This window comes from Shewanella sp. 125m-7 (genome assembly GCF_052977045.1).
Genome location: NZ_JBRILQ010000046.1, coordinates 1 through 17,176, shown reverse-complemented (window position 1 = coordinate 17,176; position 17,176 = coordinate 1). Strand labels below are relative to the sequence as shown.

The 17,176-nt window shown below is 43.6% G+C and carries 13 protein-coding genes; 11 read left to right on the top strand and 2 right to left on the bottom strand.

What is annotated here, in order from left to right; genetic code table 11:
* Positions 1–6: 6 nt before the first annotated feature.
* The 3 genes from ACVBIL_RS17515 to ACVBIL_RS17505 are packed head-to-tail and all read left to right on the top strand — an operon-like array spanning position 7 to position 3,950.
* Entirely contained in the window at positions 7–1,287 is a 1,281-nt protein-coding gene (locus ACVBIL_RS17515) for a polysaccharide biosynthesis/export family protein (protein ID WP_447168241.1), read from the top strand.
* A 24-nt stretch (positions 1,288–1,311) separates the two neighbouring features.
* On the top strand, positions 1,312–2,721 hold the full coding sequence (locus ACVBIL_RS17510) for a GumC family protein (RefSeq protein ID WP_447168240.1): 1,410 nt from the start codon (positions 1,312–1,314) through the stop codon (positions 2,719–2,721).
* On the top strand, positions 2,679–3,950 hold the full coding sequence (locus ACVBIL_RS17505; RefSeq protein WP_447168239.1) for an O-antigen ligase family protein: 1,272 nt from the start codon (positions 2,679–2,681) through the stop codon (positions 3,948–3,950). The genes ACVBIL_RS17510 and ACVBIL_RS17505 overlap by 43 nt, the downstream gene beginning before the upstream one ends.
* Positions 3,951–4,342: 392 nt before the next feature.
* Here the strand turns inward: ACVBIL_RS17505 and ACVBIL_RS17500 are convergent, their stop codons facing one another.
* Positions 4,343–4,792 (bottom strand): REP-associated tyrosine transposase, encoded by a 450-nt coding sequence (locus ACVBIL_RS17500; RefSeq protein ID WP_447168238.1) that lies wholly within the window; start codon positions 4,790–4,792, stop codon positions 4,343–4,345.
* A 685-nt stretch (positions 4,793–5,477) separates the two neighbouring features.
* Here ACVBIL_RS17500 and ACVBIL_RS17495 point away from each other — a divergent pair.
* The 8 genes from ACVBIL_RS17495 to hepT all read left to right on the top strand — a co-directional run bounded on the left by ACVBIL_RS17495 (position 5,478) and on the right by hepT (position 15,313).
* Entirely contained in the window at positions 5,478–6,866 is a 1,389-nt protein-coding gene (locus tag ACVBIL_RS17495; protein WP_447168237.1) for an oligosaccharide flippase family protein, read from the top strand.
* The gene (locus tag ACVBIL_RS17490; protein ID WP_447168236.1) at positions 6,863–7,939 is read left to right on the top strand and encodes a glycosyltransferase family 2 protein; all 1,077 of its coding nucleotides are present in this window, start codon (positions 6,863–6,865) and stop codon (positions 7,937–7,939) included. The genes ACVBIL_RS17495 and ACVBIL_RS17490 overlap by 4 nt, the downstream gene beginning before the upstream one ends.
* Positions 7,940–8,146: 207 nt before the next feature.
* Positions 8,147–10,324 carry a WecB/TagA/CpsF family glycosyltransferase gene (locus ACVBIL_RS17485; RefSeq protein ID WP_447168235.1) on the top strand — a complete coding sequence of 726 codons (2,178 nt, stop codon included), beginning with the start codon at positions 8,147–8,149 and terminating at the stop codon, positions 10,322–10,324.
* A gap of 10 nt (positions 10,325–10,334) precedes the next feature.
* Entirely contained in the window at positions 10,335–11,825 is a 1,491-nt protein-coding gene (locus ACVBIL_RS17480; RefSeq protein WP_447168234.1) for a sugar phosphate nucleotidyltransferase, read from the top strand.
* A 63-nt stretch (positions 11,826–11,888) separates the two neighbouring features.
* Positions 11,889–12,344 carry an adenylyltransferase/cytidyltransferase family protein gene (locus tag ACVBIL_RS17475; RefSeq protein ID WP_447168233.1) on the top strand — a complete coding sequence of 152 codons (456 nt, stop codon included), beginning with the start codon at positions 11,889–11,891 and terminating at the stop codon, positions 12,342–12,344.
* Positions 12,341–13,780, top strand: a complete 1,440-nt coding sequence (locus ACVBIL_RS17470; RefSeq protein WP_447168232.1) for a CDP-glycerol glycerophosphotransferase family protein — start codon at positions 12,341–12,343, stop codon at positions 13,778–13,780. Before ACVBIL_RS17475 ends, ACVBIL_RS17470 begins: the two co-directional genes overlap by 4 nt.
* A 714-nt stretch (positions 13,781–14,494) precedes the next feature.
* Positions 14,495–14,893, top strand: coding sequence for a type VII toxin-antitoxin system MntA family adenylyltransferase antitoxin (gene mntA / locus ACVBIL_RS17465; protein ID WP_447168231.1), 399 nt, complete (start codon positions 14,495–14,497; stop codon positions 14,891–14,893).
* Between the two features lie 6 nt (positions 14,894–14,899).
* Complete coding sequence (gene hepT / locus ACVBIL_RS17460) at positions 14,900–15,313, top strand: type VII toxin-antitoxin system HepT family RNase toxin (RefSeq protein WP_447168230.1); 414 nt, start codon at positions 14,900–14,902, stop codon at positions 15,311–15,313.
* 411 nt (positions 15,314–15,724) lie between these two features.
* Here the strand turns inward: hepT and rfbC are convergent, their stop codons facing one another.
* Entirely contained in the window at positions 15,725–16,291 is a 567-nt protein-coding gene (rfbC, locus tag ACVBIL_RS17455) for a dTDP-4-dehydrorhamnose 3,5-epimerase (RefSeq protein WP_447168229.1), read from the bottom strand.
* Between the last annotated feature and the right edge of the window lie 885 nt (positions 16,292–17,176).

Genomic DNA, 17,176 nt, shown 5'->3' with positions numbered 1-17,176 from the left:
GCCGCTATGACCCCCAATCACAGCAAACGAAATAAGATTAATATCCACAAATTCGGCTCACTTAGTCGCTTAGGCTTGCTATGTTTGCTGCTCTGTGGCTGTGTCACTCCACATCATCCCAAACAAGCCGATATGTGTGCAGGTAACAGCGATGACAATATGATGCAATGTCATTTCTATGATAACGACACGCCTTATTTGCGCAGTAAAAAAGGAGCAAAAGCTGTCGACTTCAGCCCATATAAGCCTAATGACGCAATGGGAAACACCGGGTTAATGTATTCTGGTTCCTCACAACAAGCATTGCATTTACCACAAAATATTCGCTTATCTGTAGGCGACAAACTCAAGGTCAATGTGTTTAATGGCGAAGAGTTTAGTGGCAATGTTGAGATCAATAATGACGGCTATATATACTTGCCTTATTTAGCCCCTATTCATGCAAAAGGGCTTGATATTCAAGAGCTATCAAACAAAATAAAACAGTATCTAGTCGACGAAGAGTTTATGCTCAAAAGCAGCGTTCGCTTGAGCATTACACCGCTAAAATGGGCTCCTGTAGAAGTCACAGTATCTGGCGGAGTATTTGAACCTGGGCAGCATCTAATCAATAAAAAATCTGACCTAGAAATCATCGATGATGATGGCGACCACAGTGGCGACCAAGCAGACCAACGCACTATTGCAGCGGCGCTAAGAGCATCTGGCGGCATTCGTCCTGACGCTAATATATCGGCTATCACAGTGATAAGAGAGCAGCACAGTTTCACTTTAAACCTTTCGGGCGTGATCCACGGCTTTCCAGTGCCAAAAATAACCTTAATGTCAGGGGATCATATTCATGTGCCGCAACACGACTTCTTTGATGATGCCCTCGCTCGGCCATCACAAATTACGGCGCCAGGTATTCGAGTCTTTATATCGAACCTGACTCAGCCAGCTTCCAGTAATGCACAATCAGGGGTAGATACCGAAGCAACTCGGTTTCCTTACGGCACTCGCCTTTTAAATGGTGCTATTGCAGCTAACTGCGTCGGTGGCGCGCAGTCGACCAATGCCAGTAGACATTTACTGCTGATAACAAAAAATCCACTCACCGCTCAAGTCGATGTGGTTGAACGCGCTATGGATGACTTAATTAGAAGCTCTTGGGAAACTGGCATGAACCCGATTTTAATGCCAGGTGATGGGATCGCTTGTTATGACTCTCGCATCACCAATATCAGAGAGATAGCACGCACGATTACCGAAGTCCTCGTTCCAGCAACCCTGCTTGAGTTACTGTAATAGTAAAAGAATAAGGAGGTTATGATGACAAAACAGCATTCTTATAGACCTCTTTTATGGCTAAAACGTAGTCTTGTAGATGGAAGTCAACTGTCGCCAAAAGAGAGAAAACAAGCCTACCTAAAAGTGACCTCACTGCTATTACTAATGGTCTGGTTTTTAGTACTACTATTTACGTTTTTAAGCCCAAGCCGCTACATCAGCCAATGGACGCTTATTCTGCCAGGTGCAGGAGCGGGCGCCTTGGTCAGCCTTGACAGTGTTGGCCAAGCTAATAGTTCCACTGCCTCGCCTTATGCAAGTAGTGCCATTGACCCAAGGGTCAATTACAAATCAATAGCCACAAGTAAAACCCTGATTAATGCCGCGGCTAAAACACTTCATCTTAAAAGCGGTGAATTTGGAATGCCTAAATTAAAGATGCCAAACCAAACCGGGATAATGCAGTTTAGTATTAAAGCCACAACAGCGAAGCAAGCGCAGCAGAAAGGCTGGGCCCATTATCACAGCTTACAAGCACTACTGGCAGAATTGCGTCGAGATGAAATTGAACAACGTGAAGATGCCATTCGAGTTGGCATGGCCACCTTCGCAAATAAAGTTAATCTAACTCAAAATAAGTTACTTGAGTTTCAGTCGGAACATGGCCTTGTGTCACTCGACCAATTTAAAGAACTCGCCTTGACCATGGAAAGGCTTAGACATAACAAAGTTAACTTACTCTCGGAGTTTCAAGGTGTAAAAGCTAGCCAAAGAATGCTTGAGATCCACTTAGGCTTGACGCCAAAACAAGCAGCAGGCTTGCTTACCTTAAAAAATGACCAACTGTTCCAACAGCTACTTATAAGCTACACCAACATCACAGCAACACTGGCCGAGTATCGGAGTCGGTTTGGCAAGCGTCATCCAAAAGTGGTCACTTTACAAGACGAGCAAAAAACAGTGCTTAGCGCATTAAGCAGACGATGCAATGTTTTACTTGGTTATAACGATAAACGCCTGATGCTAATGCTATCAGCAGACGATTTAGACGGCCGCGCGCAACTCATGCAAGAGCTATTGTCTCTCAATACCAAAGCTGAAGGGCTTAAGCACCAGATTGAGACCCTGTCCGAGCAGATCCATGCGTGGAACCATAGGTTCAACGACAGCAATGACGATGCCGCCAAACTTGAAGGATTACAGCGAGAGCATCAGGTCGCTACCGCTGTATTTACCTCGGCACTGGCAAAAATGGATATAGGCAAAGCCGACATATACGCCGCCTACCCGTTACTGCAGCTGATGGCCTCACCCACATTAGCAGAAAAGCCCGATAACTTACGAACGCTGCTAACCATAGTTGGCGGTATTACCGCTTCAATTTCACTGATTATAGGGATGGGAATGCTATGGATCCGCAAACCTATACTCCAGAAAATTCTGATGAAGTAATTATCTGGCGCGCCATCACTGGCACGTATCTGTTCTGGCTTTTAGGTGCCATGTATCTAGTTGCTCCAGTCATTGCTTGGATATTATTGCTTCGCATGGTTAAACGGGTTTTGTTAGATAAAAAGAGCTACATCGTCAGCAAAACACAAGCTTGCTGGCTAGTCGCAATGGCTATTATGTTGCTCGCACTCGTGATAGGTCACCTGACACACGAATTGGGTATAGCAAAACTCATTAAATCCAGTATTGGCTGGGCAAAAGGCTGGGCACTTTTAGCTATATTTCCTTTAATCGGCAGCCTAAAAATACGACCCGAACTAATTTATCGAGCTTGCTGTATCGTCTGCAAGCACACACTCATCCTGCTGCCGATATTCATACTGGCATGGGTAATAAAAGTCCCTAGCACGCTGTACACCTCGCCCTTAAGTATTATTGGCGGGCCCGGTCCTGAATTCTTTAATGTCAGCTTATATGAAATTGATCCAGCAAGTGGTTTACCAAGGTGGCGGCTCTTCACCCCCTGGGCCCCCGCCTTAGGCATGCTCGGTAATCTATTTTTTACTTTCGCCATGCAAGAAAAATCAAAGCGATTCAAACTTTATGGATTTGCCGGCAGCTTTTGCATGATCATATTGTCTCAATCTCGTTTAGCCCTGGTGTGCTATCTGCTATTAATTGGCTTTTTTATGTTTATCCGCTGGTTTCGCTCTCCCTGGATTTACTTTGCTGCAAGTCCACTATTCATACTGCTTGGGATTTCAGGTATTTATGTCAGCGAAAAAATGCAGCAAAGTGTACAAGCCTTTAAATCTGCTCGTGCTGGTTCGACCCGTGTACGCCAAGAACTTGCGAATATCGCGCTTGAGCGCTGGGCCAATGAAGCCGTGGTTTGGGGGCACGGCATTGTTGAGCGCGGCCCTCACCTAGTTGAATACATGCCGATAGGCTCCCACCATACCTGGTATGGCTTATTATTTGTTAAAGGATTAATAGGCGCCATCGCGCTAGCTGTGCCTTTACTCATAAGCTTGTTGGCATTATTAAAAACCTTATTTAGTTCAGCTCTAAGCGCGGTTGGCGTCGCCATTATCTTGCAGTTATTTTTATACACTTTTGGCGAGAATCTCGAGATCCTAGCCTACCTATTCTGGCCTGGGCTTGTCATTGTCGGGGCCGCTTTAAAAGAAGGTTCTAAAGGAAGGTTAAAGGAAGGACCTAGGACCTAGGACCTAGGACCTAGGACCTAGGACCTAGGACCTAGGGCGTTCGCAAGCTCACTGCGAGGACGGACTATATAAACAAGGTCCTAGATTCTAGGACGCTTCGCTGCTAGGAAAATCAACAGCGAAACAGTACCGGCTTTGACCTTCTATGCTTGATGTAGGCTGGGCTTTAGTCCATCACAAACAAACCAATATATAAATAGACGGCATAAATGCCGAGCTACTTAAACATTTAGATCCTAGGTTCTAGGCCGTTCGCAAGCTCACTTCGAGGACGCTTCGCTGCTAGGAAAATCAACAGCGAAACAGTACCGGCTTTGACCTTCTATGCTTGATGTAGGTTGGGCTTTAGCCCATCACAAACCAATATATAAATAGACGGCATAAATACCGACCTACAAATAAATGGAATTCCAAAAAGGATAGTCTCCAATACGATTAACCAATCCCTTTCTTAGTGGATTCGAAACTATGTATCTGCTTATATTTTCTCTATCTTCATCAAGACGTAAGGCACGGTCATAAAATGATGGTTGCCATAATGCTCCTGAACGGTTTAGCTTTCTATTGATAACAAAGCTACTAGCGCCTTTTAACGTTCCCACGACTTTTGATAACTCAGATCCCTTTTCCAATCGTAACAATCCATGAAAATGATCTGGCATTAATACCCAAGTTAACCAAGAACAGTTATATTGCAGCTCATTTTTAGCCATTCCTATGCAAAATAGTTGGGACACATAAAAGTCTATGAAATGATCTAAATTATTTTCGGTATTAAAAGTTATAAAGTACTCACCGCCTTCTTGCGAAAACCGGCCTACTCGTAAGTCACTCCATGACATCATCATCTCCCTTTGTAAAAACTGGCGGCATAAATACCGACCTACAAAATATAGCCATCAGCTTGAAGTACTGCCAACCTACATCTTTGTAGGTTGGGCTTTAGCCCATCAAAACCGCACCAATGCATAGAAAGACGGCATGAATACCGACCTACAAAATATAGCCATCAGCTTGAAATACTGCCAACCTACATATTTGTAGGTTGGGCTTTAGCCCATCAAAAAAACTTCACATAGCTGACGGCATAAATGCCGACCTACATAGACAACGCCGCTTTGTCCGTAAGTGAGCCTGCGAACGTTCCGTATACAGTAAGGCCATAGGCCGTTCCGATTTCCCGACTCAGCTTATCCGTCTTTGCTTTTACCTAGAACCTAGAACCTAGAAGTGAGCTTGCGAACGCTCTAGAAGCGCAGCGTCCTTCTTAGCTTTTTTTCCATACTGACTTGCAAAATGCGAATGAATTACCGCCACCTGAATCTGTAAAAATAAGCTTAGAACTAACGGTAATAAATATTACATAAAAATCATCAAGTTAAATAAGGAAAAGAAAAAACAAATAGATTGGCATGAACCCTGTATTAGCTAATGAAGAGCCATACAAGAGCTATATCCCATGAATAAGAAATGAGGGATACAAGCTCGAAAATATGTTCGACTGTGAGATATCTAACAGGTGCTGATATGCAAAACGAATCGACATACAAACACTCTCTATCGACAGCCTTTAATGGGGCGCTAGCCAAAGGTTTATTTTGGCTCGGTTCGGCTCAAGTGCTTGGCCGTGTTGTACGTCTTGGCTCTAGTATTATCATCGCTCGTTTATTCACGCCCGAAATATTTGGGCAAGTGGCAATCATCCTCACCTGTTTCGAAATTATCTGCACGCCAACACGGCGTATTTCTTCTGCTGCATTAATCAAAATGGATGATGAACACCTAAAACATGCATTACCCGCGGCAAACCAAGTTAATTGGTTAGCGGCAATAACCGCCTTCGTTGCCATGAGCTTACTCAGCTGGCCGCTTGCAATCTATTATGATGACTTGCAGCTAATTCCTCCCATGATACTCATGGCAACAAGCTATTTACTCCTACCGTTTGGCATGCTTTACGCTGCAATAAACTTACGAGCCAATCGCATGCGAGTGGTAGGTCGAGCAGTGTTATGGCAAACCGCATTCGATGCCATATTGACTGCAACATTCGCTTTACTCGGGTTAGGGATTTGGGCCATTATTGTGCCTAAAATTATTGTGGTATTTATTTGGATTGGGGTTCATAAGTACCACAATCCCTTACCTGAGCTTTTATCTCCCTCTGCAGCAGCGACTGCCCAAGACTCATTAAGTCACGCTAAATCAACCGGTTTGTTCTCAAGTAACCTAAAAGGATTATTAAAGTTTGGCCTACAAGTTGGCCTTGGCGATTTAGCTATCGCACTGAGACAAAATATTGATTACATACTGATTGGCTATTTTCTTGGGCTAGAAGCCTTAGGCATCTATTTTTTTGCATTTAATGCCAGCCTAGGGATCAGCTTAGGCTTAGTACAAAGTTACGGTACCGCACTTTACTCCCACCTTTGCCACAAAAGTGCCCACCCAGACTCCAACAATCGTCTACTCAGCCAAGAGCAAAAGTATTTTCAATCGTTAAAGTTCATCATGCTACTGACCGTGCCCGTTATTAGTCTGCAAACCTTACTGGCCCCCGTATATGTACCTTGGATTTATGGACAAAAATGGATTGATGCTGGTGCATTGCCGATATTTATTCTGCTCTGTTTAAGTGGCTTAGTCCGCCCTCTTGGCGAGGCCGCGAGCCAATACCTAATTAGCATGGGTAGAAGTCAATTAAATCTGTTTTATAACAGCAGCTTTACCTTAATTCTTGCCATCACGATCGCGTTCTCAAGCTATTGGGGACTGCAAGCAGTTGCACTGGCAATCTTACTGCTACATCTAATTGTTATGCCAAGCTTTACCCTATATCTGAAGCTTCATCCTGTCCCTAAAGCTCAAGCAGCCACATTCAAACCCGCTCAATCATCGTTCGGAGATTCATTATGACTGTTAACTCTCACCTTACAAAAACCGCTAGCGTCAAGGTATCTGTGGTCATGCCTATCTATAATGTTGAGGCATTTGTAGAAGATGCGATTAATTCGGTTCTTACCCAAACCTTTGAAAATTTTGAGCTAATTTTAGTCAATGATTGCTCTACAGACTCAAGCTTAGCCCTCTGTCAGCGATTCAATCAAGCTCGCATTCGTATCGTTAACCACCAGCACAATCAGGGTTTATCAGCCGCTCGAAATACCGGAATTCGCCACGCTATAGGTCAATATGTCGCTTTTATCGATTCCGATGACATGTGGCATCCCGAAAAGCTGCAGCAACATGTCAACCATCTCGATAACGCACCAGAAGTCGGCATTAGCTTTTCAAGATCATTATTTATGACTTCTCTTGGGGAAAAAATGCGTATTTTCCAGATGCCGCAACTCACTAACATCAGCGCTAAAGATCTACTCTGCCGCAATCCAGTCGGCAATGGCTCTGCCCCGGTTATCCGCCGTGAAACGCTAACAGATATTCGCTACCAAGCGTTAAATAAGCCTGTCCCTCATACTTGCTATTTCGATGAGAACTTTCGTCAATCAGAAGATATTGAATGCTGGTTAAGGATCGTAACCACGACTCATTGGAAAATTGAGGGAATACCTGCACCGTTAACCTTTTATCGCTTAAACCAGCAAGGATTGTCCTCTGATTTAAACAAGCAGTATGCCTCGTGGGAAAATATGATAAACAAAGCCAAAGGCTATGCACCGCAATTAATCTCCCAACATGAGGCTAAAGCCAGAGCCTATCAGTTGAGGTACATTGCAAGACAAGCTATCCGCAACAAAAATGGTGAACAAGCGGTTACGCGTCTGCATCAAGCACTTAAAACGGCCCCTAGTATTATTCAAGCTGAACCCAGCCGAACCTTAGCAACCTTAGCAGCCGCTTACCTTTTGAAATACCTACCGCTTGGGCTCTACAACCGCTGTGAAAATCTAGCCTTAACGGTGACAGGCTATCTTCAGAGTTCAAAAATCAATCGAGACGGTGTTAAGCCCGCATTGTTAAAACCCTAATACCTTTCACCTTTCACCTTTCACCTTTCACCTTTCACCTTTCACAAACATTTGCAGCCTGCCATGCAAGTTGCAAATATTTGCTTTACCCGCAAACAAGCTAACGCTAACACACTGAATAAATTGAAAATTAAAACTGGCATGGCATATGCAAATCTTACTATTAAAAACTAACAACCCAGCCCATCTATTTGTAAGGACTCAACAATGAAAAAAACACAACATAATATAGAGTCTGCAACAAAAGCCCCCTTAGCAGGTTATTCATGCTTCAGCATTCGTTGTACTGACTTTATCTTTGCGTTGACGGTATTGCTGCTGACCTCGCCCTTGATGCTATATGCAGCCCTTAGAAGTCTGTCAACTAAAAATGCTACATTTGAAACCGTTTACATTCTTGCTAAGCGCTCATCAACCTCTGAGTCTTTGGCCCAAAGCCCATCGCGCATTGGCCTAAAACAGTTTACATATTCAGGTTGGTTCAAAAGGCTGCCTCTGCTAATTAACCTGCTCAAGGGTGACATTACAATTTTGGGTACAAAATTGATCTTTGCCTTAGCTGCATCACAGCAAGCAGAACAAAGTAAACTTAATGACAGCCCGTCTCATCAAAAACACTCCCCTCAAAACAAGCATTCAACCAAAAGCCTGCCCATAGTCAGGGCTAAAAAAGTTTACCGCATAAAGCCTGGGCTCACTTCTTTTGAGCAGATGAATGCTGCTACGGGTTTGTGCTTTGAGTCGGCATCAACCTCCCTTATCAATGCCCACAAAAATTTAGCTCGTTATCTGTTAGCGCTCATCAGAGCCTTTGTTATCGGCACTATGACTCGGGCTATGTTCAAAAAACCAACCCAACATGATTCTATCATCACGGTTTTTGGCATACGCCTCAATAACTGGAGCATGCAACAGCTTTTAGATGAAGTGCTACTACAGTGCAAAAGCCCAACATCAGCTATGCAGCAATTTGGCTTCGTTAATGCCGATTGCCTTAATACCAGCATCAAAAACGAGACTTATCGTCAATGCTTGCAGCAAAGCAGGCTGATTTTTGCTGATGGCATAGGTGTGCGTTTAGCTTGCTTAAGTAAAGCCAAAGCATTGAAAGACAATTTAAATGGCACTGATATGTTTCCGCGGCTTTGTGAACTGGCCTCAAAAAATAGTCTATCCATTTTTATGCTAGGCGGTCGCCCTGGGGTTGCAGAACAGGCAGCGAATAACATGCAGGCTCAATATCAACATCTTAAAATTGCAGGCCATCATCACGGTTATTTTAATTGCGACTCACAGAGCAAGCAAAACCTAGACGTTATCGATGCAATTAATCAATCTAATGCCGATATATTGCTCGTCGCCATGGGCGCACCACAGCAAGAATTATGGTTAGCAGCCAATAAAACCAAACTCACTTGCTCTATCGGCATGGGCGTAGGCGGTCTATTTGATTTTTACGCCAATCGTATTAAGCGAGCGCCGTTATGGCTAAGGCAGATAGGATTTGAGTGGAGCTTTCGTTTATTGCAAGAGCCTAAAAGAATGTGGAAACGTTACATTCTAGGTAATCCAAGCTTTCTTTATCGGGTTTGGCAGGAAAATAAACAACTAAAAAAGCTGCGTACTCATGCAAGGGGAATTGCCCCTAAAGCAACGGCCGCATTAACGAAAGCTCAACAGCAAGCCAAACTCAATAAAGCGATGATAAACAACCAGAGCACACCGCAGTTTGATCTAAAACAGGCCAATACTCGCCGTGCGCTCTTTAACTTGAACCGACATATCAGCCGCAGCGCTAAACGCGCACTGGATATTTTAGTGTCATCTAGCCTTCTCATCATATTGTCGCCGCTTCTACTCTGCACGATTGTGCTAATAAGGATTGAATCAAAAGGCGGAGCTTTATATTGCCAATCACGGGCAGGCATTAATAACTCAGCGTTTATTATGTGGAAATTTCGCTCCATGTACCAAGATGCAGAGCAAAGATTAGTGTCATTATCAGCTGCAAATGAGATGAATGGCGGCGTGATCTTCAAAATGAAGAAAGATCCGAGGATCACCAAAGTCGGCTATTTCATCCGTAAGGCCTCCATCGATGAGCTACCTCAACTATGGAATGTACTCAAAGGTGATATGTCGCTAGTCGGTCCACGTCCGCCGCTGATGAGTGAGGTGAACCAATATAGTCTTCACCATAGAAACCGTTTGATGATCACGCCAGGGATCACCTGTATTTGGCAGATTTCAGGGCGGTCAACCATTCCTTTCGAGCAGCAAGTTGAATTGGACATTGACTATATATATCAACAATCTTTCATGGCTGATCTACTCATCCTCCTCAAAACTATCCCAGCGGTTATCTTTGCCCGCGGCGCATACTAAGGAGAGACACATGCAAGCAATCATTTTCGCAAATCGCCATGGTCAGGAGCTCGCTCCGCTTAACCAATATTATTGCCCAGCACTGCTATCTATTAGCAACAAGAGCGTTATCGAATATACCCTAGAAGATCTTGCAAATGCGGGAATTAAGCGAGTAAAGCTCATTGTGTCAACCCACCTTAATGAACTGAAAACATTGATTGGTAACGGCGAGCTTTGGGGCTTAGAAGTCGACTACTTTCTTAGCCGAGAACAGGAAGATGCATCGACAGTACTGACTAGGCTCGCTTTAGATAAAACCGAGTCAATTCTACTGGCACGTGGCGATATGCTAAGAAGCCCGAGTATCAAACCCTTTATTAAGTTTAGTCAGCAGATGAAACACAGCTTAGTCATCGCCAAAATGAGTAACCAAAATGCAGGCTTGATGATGCTACCCGCAGCGGCATTACATACCAAAGCCCTTAACTGGCCACTTACAAGTGATCTCCTTCAATCAAATGGTAACGCTGTGGCATTAAATGCTCCTGTAACCCAAGTGTTGCACGGAGAATGCTTCATGCTATCAAGCCTTAAAGACTTCATGTATGCCAACCAAGCGATGGCAATCGCTAAAATTATAGGAATTAACCCTAAAGGTCGATTTTACAGCAGTGCTGCAGAAGCAAACGGTTTTTACGTGGGAGCGAAAACAAAAACCGGTCAGCTTAGAATGCAAAATGCCTGGGGAGTGATAGGAGATAATACTTGGGTCGATGACAGTGTTGATATGCAACAGAGCTGCATCATAGGTAAAAACTGCCTTATAGACGCGAATTCGAGTCTTAAAAACTGCATCATTCTAGATGACTCCTACGTTGGAAAGGGACTTAGTGTTAACAATGCTATTGTTTGCAAAAATACGCTGATAACACCCAACAATGGCGCTGCCATCAAACTTAATGATGACAGTATTATTGGTAAAAATGCGACTCAAGCTAGCACAGAGACCGTCGCTATCACCGACAAAAGCATTGCCCTATTACTGCTTAGCTTTGGCGTGCTGCTTAGCCCGTTTATTATGCTTGCAAGTTTACTTAGCGGTAAAAAAAATATTCGCATCAAGGATAGACTGAGCTTAAATAACAAGTCTCACAACTGCTGGCGCTGGAACACCCACTCCCTATTTATTAATCGTCTACCGCAGCTGTATTTAGTTGTTATCGGTCGTTTAAGCCTGATTGGCCGGAGCCCCTTCTTAAAACATAACCCGCATTTTAAAGACAATGAATATGGGGTCTATGGTCCACTTCAGCTATTGCCATACTCGGTGCCTGAAGAAGAGCAAAGTTTCATTGAAGAGGAGTTCGCTCAAGCTTCAAAAAAGAACAACTACCTAAAGCTCATCAAATATTTATTTAACCGCTCTAAACAATTGAAGCAAACGAAGCAAACGAAGCAAACGAAGCAAACGAAGCAAACGAAGCAAACGAAAAAACATAACCAAGCAAGCTTGAACTAGCACATGCACTAAAGCACGAGCGAGCCAAACGACTCAAAAAGAATTGCACAGCGAGGGATTATTATGAAAACAGTCATCACTTACGGCACATTCGATCTTTTTCATTACGGGCATGTACGCCTATTTAAGCGACTAAAGGCGCTAGGCGATAAGTTAATTGTGGCGGTATCTACCGATGAATTTAATGCATTAAAAGGTAAAGCTGCCTTTTTTAGCTACTTTCAACGAGCAGAAATAATTGAAGCTTGTCAGTATGTAGACATGGTCGTACCTGAAACCCAATGGAACCAAAAAGCAAAAGATATCTGTAAATATGACGTCAGTATTTTTGGCATGGGTAGCGACTGGAAGGGAGAATTTGATGAGTTGTCTATGCTGTGTGAAGTTATCTATTTAGAGCGAACGGATGAAATTTCAACAACTGAGATAAAAAATAACCTAGCATTACCTAAACAAACCAGTGATGGTAATGACACAGCTTCAACACCGTTGCAGCAAACCAAAAAAATAAAAAAATGATGAAATACTCTATTTTAGACTGGCTAAAAGCGATACTCAGAAAGCTCATATTCATGCTATCTGGCCTTGCTCCTCGCTCGGCTAATAAAGCGGTATTTGGTAGCTATAAAGAGGGCTTTTGCGACAATAGCAAGTACCTGTATTTACACTGGCAACATACAGGATTTATCCGCTGCATCTGGATTAGCGGCAATCGAGATATTATCAGGCAACTACAAAGCCAAGACTTAGAAGCCTATTACCGCTGGTCTGTTAAAGGGGTATATCACAGCCTAACCGCCAAATATTATTTTTATACTAGTTACATTGGCGACATTAATCAGTGGCTTGCTAATGGAGCGGTTAAGGTAAATTTATGGCATGGATTGCCGATGAAGAAAATTGAATTTGATATAAACCGCGGGCCAATGGCGCAAGTATTTAATCCTAAAGGAGTGTTCGCTTTATGTAAGCAATGGTTATTCGCCCACCAGCAACGTATCACACCAGACTTAATGCTGAGCCCAAGTGCGCTCATCGACACTCTTTTCATGGGGGCTTTTAGGCTTAACAGCTCGCAGTTGTTACGCGCAACCAATCCAAGAACAGACTACTTTGTATCGAGCAATAACCCTAAAAATGGTTATCTAGAAGACGACAGTTCGAAAAATGCCAGCTCAAGCAGCATTAGTTCAAACAGTACAAGCTCAAGCAGTACAAGTTCAGCCAGCAGCTCAATTAACGGTAATTCAAACAGTTTGAATGCAACGCCCTGTCATTGTAGGCAAACAAATTCTGCATTTAGCACAAAGGCACTATCGATAGCATCGCTACTTCCCGCAGACGCAAAACACGCGGCTGTAACAAACAAGCCCCACGTTATTCTGTACGTCCCCTCATGGCGTGATAGCCATCAAGAAGTAAACCCATACCACAAGGCTTTTAACTGGCAACAATTGTCAGAGCACTTAGTGGCTAATAACCAGTTGTTTCTATTGCGCCTACACCCCAACGAAGCAGCACTTGCCAATGAGTTCGCTCATTACACCAATATCATTAATATTTCACAACTAGAGGATGTATATGGCTTCTTGCAGCAGGTCGATCTGCTCATCACCGACTACTCATCTTTATTTATCGATGTAATGCCACAAGGTACGCCGATTTGCTTCTACCGTTTTGATGAAGCGCATTACCAACAAGACTGCCGAGATATCTATGACTACGCAGCGAAGCTCCCAGACATCGCCCCTAAATGCACAAATTTTGATGAGTTATTAAAGCAGCTAGAACCTGAGACTATCGCCGCACGGAGATCTAATGCTATAGACAGTGGACAAAGGGCTAATCAAACAAGTTATAAAAAGAACTATCAAGCAGTAACAGAACTATTTTGGGGAAAGGACACGCCAAATGCATTTGAAGCTTTGGAAGAAAGAATAGGCCCTAGGTTCTAGGTTCTAGGTTCTAGGTTCTAGGTTCTAGGTTCTAGGTTCTAGGTTCTAGGTTCTAGGTTCTAGGCAAAACTCAAACTAACAGCTATAAAGCTGAAAGAGTAGAGACTATGCCACTTCACTATAAATGTCGCTTTGGATTGTATAAGCCCTTACCTAGAACCTGCTTTTCCTAGAACCTTCTATGCTTTAAACCGCCAGCGCAGCGTTCCGTAAGTAAGCCCGCGAACGTTCCGTTATCCGTAATCCGCTTTCCCGTCTTAGCTTCACGTAGGTTGGGCTTTAGCCCATCACAAAGAAAAACAACTTCACAAAACTGACGGCATAAATGCCGACCTACATTCAAAGAAGGTCCTAGGTTTGAGGTTCTAGGATCTTGTTTCTAACCGTCAGTGAGCCCGCGAACGTTCCGTATACCGTAAGGCCGCAAGCCGTTCCGCTTTACCGTCTCAGCTTGTACCGTCTTAGCCCTTACCTAGAACCTGCTTTTCCTAGAACCTAGTACCTTCTTAGCTTTAAACCGCCAGCGCAGCGTTCCGTAAGTGAGCCCGCGAACGTTCCGTATACCGTAAGGCCACAGGCCATTCCGCTTCACCGTCTTGGCTTGTACCGTCTTGGCTTTTACCTAGAACTTAGGACCTTCTTAGCTTTATCTAGATCCCTGCACCATGCGCCTATATACTATTCTTATCTTAACTTTTAAAATGACCGTCTTTCATGGCATTCCAAATCACACTGCAAAAGATAATTGAATTAGCTGAAAACGAACCTAGCATTGATGCACTTTGGCTGTATGGTTCTCATGCAAAAGGGAATGCTAGCGAACATAGTGACATCGATTTGGCAGTGATCTTTAGTAACCATATAGATAATATTTTAGACCGTCGTTTGCGGCCAGAACTTCTTGCTTTGGAATGGCAAAATCAGCTACAGCTTCCCGAAAATGGTTTGTCTATTTTAGACATGGAACATGCTGCAATACCTATTGCTATGGGGGTATTACAAACAGGTAAACTACTGATAAATAAAAACCCAACACACGAATTTACTTGTTCACGTCGAATTATGTCAATGTGGGAACTGGACTATCAATATCATTATAAGGTTTTTGGGTAACACAAAATGGATAACACTTATATCGACTCTATGCGCGCCCATTTAGCACAATTAGAAAGTGAATTAAATGGACTAAGTACCATAGTACAAGCTCGCTCTCTTGGGCAATACGAATACCGTGCTGCCGAACGTAGCTTACAAATCACCATCGAAGCTTGTATTGGCGTCGCAAAGCATTGGTGCAAACAGCTAGATCAGGTCGCTCCTACAAGTGCATATCAAGCTTTTGAACGTTTAGCTGAGCACAAAAAGATCGAGAGCAATAAAACACAATGGAAGCAAATTATCGGCATGCGTAATGCCCTCGTCCATGATTATTTAAATATCGACCATAAGGTCATCGAATACCTATTATCATCTGAGCAACACCATTCATTATTTAGTTTTGCCCGACTTGGCCTCACTGCACTTGCAGAATAAACATGGTTCGAAGTTTAAAAGAAGGTCCTAGGTTCTAGGCCGTTCGCAAGCTCACTGGATAAACAAGGTTCTAGGACCTAGGGCGCTTCGCTCCGAGGACGGCCTTCAGCCTGCTAGGAAAATCAAAAGCAAAAGAATTGACGGCATAAAAATAAGGTTTTAGGTTTTAGGCAAAACTCAAACTAACAGCTATAAAGCTGAAAGAGTAGAGACTATGCCACTTCACTATAAATGTCGCTTTGGCTTGTATAAGCCCTTACCTAGAACCTGCTTTTCCTAGAACCTAGGACCTTCTATGCTTTAAACCGTCAGCGCAGCGTTCTGTAAGTGAGCCTGCGAACGTTCCGTATACCGTAAGGCCGCAGGCCATTCCGCTTCACCGCCTTGGCTTCTACCATCTTTTGCTCTTAACTAGGCCCTAGTACCTGCTCTTCCTAGGACCGTCTCAGGCTTTTTATCCTTCTCCGACAAAATCGGCTCAACGCCCTCTTCTAACGGCCATGTAATATTTAGCCTAGCGTCATTCCAGGCGATAGTTTTTTCAAATTCAGGCGCGTAATAATCGGTGCATTTGTAAATAATGTCAGCATGATCGCTTAAGGTTAAAAAGCCGTGGGCAAAGCCAGGAGGGATATACATTTGCAGTCTATTTTCGGCAGATAAAATTTGCCCTAACCACTGACCGTAGGTTTTTGAATCTTTACGAATATCAACCGCGACATCAAAAATACTACCTGCTGTCACTCGAATTAACTTACCTTGAGCTTGAGTCTTTTGATAATGCAAACCGCGCAGCACATGCTTTTGCGATCGACTCATATTCTCTTGCACAAAGCCCGGGCAAGCCATGCCGGCTTCAGCAAATAGCGCCTCAAACTCAGACTGACGAAAGGTTTCCATAAAAAAGCCCCGTTCATCACCAAATACTTTGGGCTCAAATAGCAGTACATCAGCAATTGAAGTAGATATTAGTTTCATCATAGTCTTTTAAATAAAGGCTTGGACTAGGACCTAGGTTCTAGGACTTAGGTTCTAGGTTCTAGGTTCTAGGACTTAGGGCGCTTAGCTCCGAGGACGGCCTTCAGCCTGCTAGGAAAAACAAAAGCAAAAGAATTGACGGCATAAATGCCGACCTACTTAAACATTTAGATCCTAGATTCTAGGACGTTCGCAAGCTCACTGCGAGGACGCTTTGCTACTAGGAAAATCAACAGCAGAACAGCAGCACCTTGGGGTGTGTTGGTCTAACCAGCTTTGGCAATACCGCATCAGCTTTACCGTCTTTACGTAGGTTGGGCTTTAGCCCATCAACTTTTCATTTAATCTACGGCAATTGACGGCATAAAAATAAGGTTTTAGGTTTTAGGTTTTAGGTTTTAGGTTTTAGGTTTTAGGTTTTAGGTTTGAGGTTCTAGGCAAAACTCAAACTAACAGCTATAAAGCTGAAAGAGTAGAGACTATGCCACTTCACTATAAATGTCGCTTTGGATTGTATAAGCCCTTACCTAGAACCTGCTTTTCCTAGAACCTAGGACCTTCTATGCTTTAAACCGTCAGCGCAGCGTTCTGTAAGTGAGCCTGCGAACGTTCCGTTACCAGTAAGGCCGCAGGCCGTTCCGCTTCACCGTCTCAGCTTGTACCGTCTTAGCCCTTACCTAGAACCTGCTTTTCCTAGAACCTAGGACCTTCTATGCTTTAAACCATCAGCGCAGCGTTCTGTAAGTGAGCCTGCGAACGTTCCGTATCCCGTAAGGCCGCAGGCCGTTCCGCTTTTCCGTCTCAGCTTTTACCTAGAACCTGCTTTTCCTAGAACCTAGGACCTTCTATGCTTTAAACCATCAGCGCAGCGTTCTGTAAGTGAGC

Bases quoted from the DNA above. Each gene is read 5' to 3' on its own strand.
- ACVBIL_RS17500 (WP_447168238.1), bottom strand. From the start codon at position 4,792: ATGTCATGGAGTGACTTACGAGTAGGCCGGTTTTCGCAAGAAGGCGGT.
- ACVBIL_RS17490 (WP_447168236.1), top strand. From the start codon at position 6,863: ATGACTGTTAACTCTCACCTTACAAAAACCGCTAGCGTCAAGGTATCT.
- ACVBIL_RS17475 (WP_447168233.1), top strand. From the start codon at position 11,889: ATGAAAACAGTCATCACTTACGGCACATTCGATCTTTTTCATTACGGG.
- ACVBIL_RS17505 (WP_447168239.1), top strand. From the start codon at position 2,679: ATGGATCCGCAAACCTATACTCCAGAAAATTCTGATGAAGTAATTATC.
- ACVBIL_RS17485 (WP_447168235.1), top strand. From the start codon at position 8,147: ATGAAAAAAACACAACATAATATAGAGTCTGCAACAAAAGCCCCCTTA.
- mntA (WP_447168231.1), top strand. From the start codon at position 14,495: ATGGCATTCCAAATCACACTGCAAAAGATAATTGAATTAGCTGAAAAC.
- hepT (WP_447168230.1), top strand. From the start codon at position 14,900: ATGGATAACACTTATATCGACTCTATGCGCGCCCATTTAGCACAATTA.
- ACVBIL_RS17515 (WP_447168241.1), top strand. From the start codon at position 7: ATGACCCCCAATCACAGCAAACGAAATAAGATTAATATCCACAAATTC.
- rfbC (WP_447168229.1), bottom strand. From the start codon at position 16,291: ATGAAACTAATATCTACTTCAATTGCTGATGTACTGCTATTTGAGCCC.
- ACVBIL_RS17495 (WP_447168237.1), top strand. From the start codon at position 5,478: ATGCAAAACGAATCGACATACAAACACTCTCTATCGACAGCCTTTAAT.
- ACVBIL_RS17480 (WP_447168234.1), top strand. From the start codon at position 10,335: ATGCAAGCAATCATTTTCGCAAATCGCCATGGTCAGGAGCTCGCTCCG.
- ACVBIL_RS17510 (WP_447168240.1), top strand. From the start codon at position 1,312: ATGACAAAACAGCATTCTTATAGACCTCTTTTATGGCTAAAACGTAGT.
- ACVBIL_RS17470 (WP_447168232.1), top strand. From the start codon at position 12,341: ATGATGAAATACTCTATTTTAGACTGGCTAAAAGCGATACTCAGAAAG.